Source organism: Pararhodonellum marinum, from assembly GCF_015354735.1.
Lineage (GTDB): Bacteria > Bacteroidota > Bacteroidia > Cytophagales > Cyclobacteriaceae > Pararhodonellum > Pararhodonellum marinum.
Genome location: NZ_JACEFJ010000053.1, coordinates 1 through 522, shown reverse-complemented (window position 1 = coordinate 522; position 522 = coordinate 1). Strand labels below are relative to the sequence as shown.

Below are 522 nucleotides of genomic sequence, written 5' to 3'. Positions count from 1 at the left end.
GTTGATCCAAACGGAGACCTAGTGGAAGGCAGTGCCTCTGCAGTGGTAACCCTTGAGGGCATCGTGGACGGTGGCAGCATTGAGGTGACCAAGACCGCGAATGTAAGCAACTATACTGAGGAAGGTGACGAGATCGTCTACACCATCACGGTGAGAAACAACGGAACGGTTGATCTTACGGATGTAACGGTAACCGATCCATTGACAGGACTGGACACCACCATTCCGACTCTTGCAGCGAACAGCGAGCAGGTCTTTACCGAGACCTATATTGTCACCGCAGCTGACATCACCAACGGCAGTATCACCAACACGGCAAGTGCCGAGGGCACCGATCCGAACGGAGATACTATTGAAGGCACCGACAGCATAACGGTAACCCTTGAGGGCATCGTGGACGGTGGCAGCATCGAGGTGACCAAGACCGCGAATGTAAGCAACTATGCTGAGGAAGGTGACGAGATCGTCTACACCATCACGGTAAGGAACAACGGCACGGTGGATCTGACCGATGTGACGGTG

At 54.0% G+C, this 522-nt stretch carries 1 protein-coding gene; it reads left to right on the top strand.

All coding sequences use genetic code 11. The features are described from left to right. Positions 1 to 21: 21 nt before the first annotated feature. On the top strand, positions 22 to 522 hold a 501-nt coding region (locus H1A14_RS23095), incomplete at its 3' end, for a DUF7507 domain-containing protein (protein WP_194778680.1).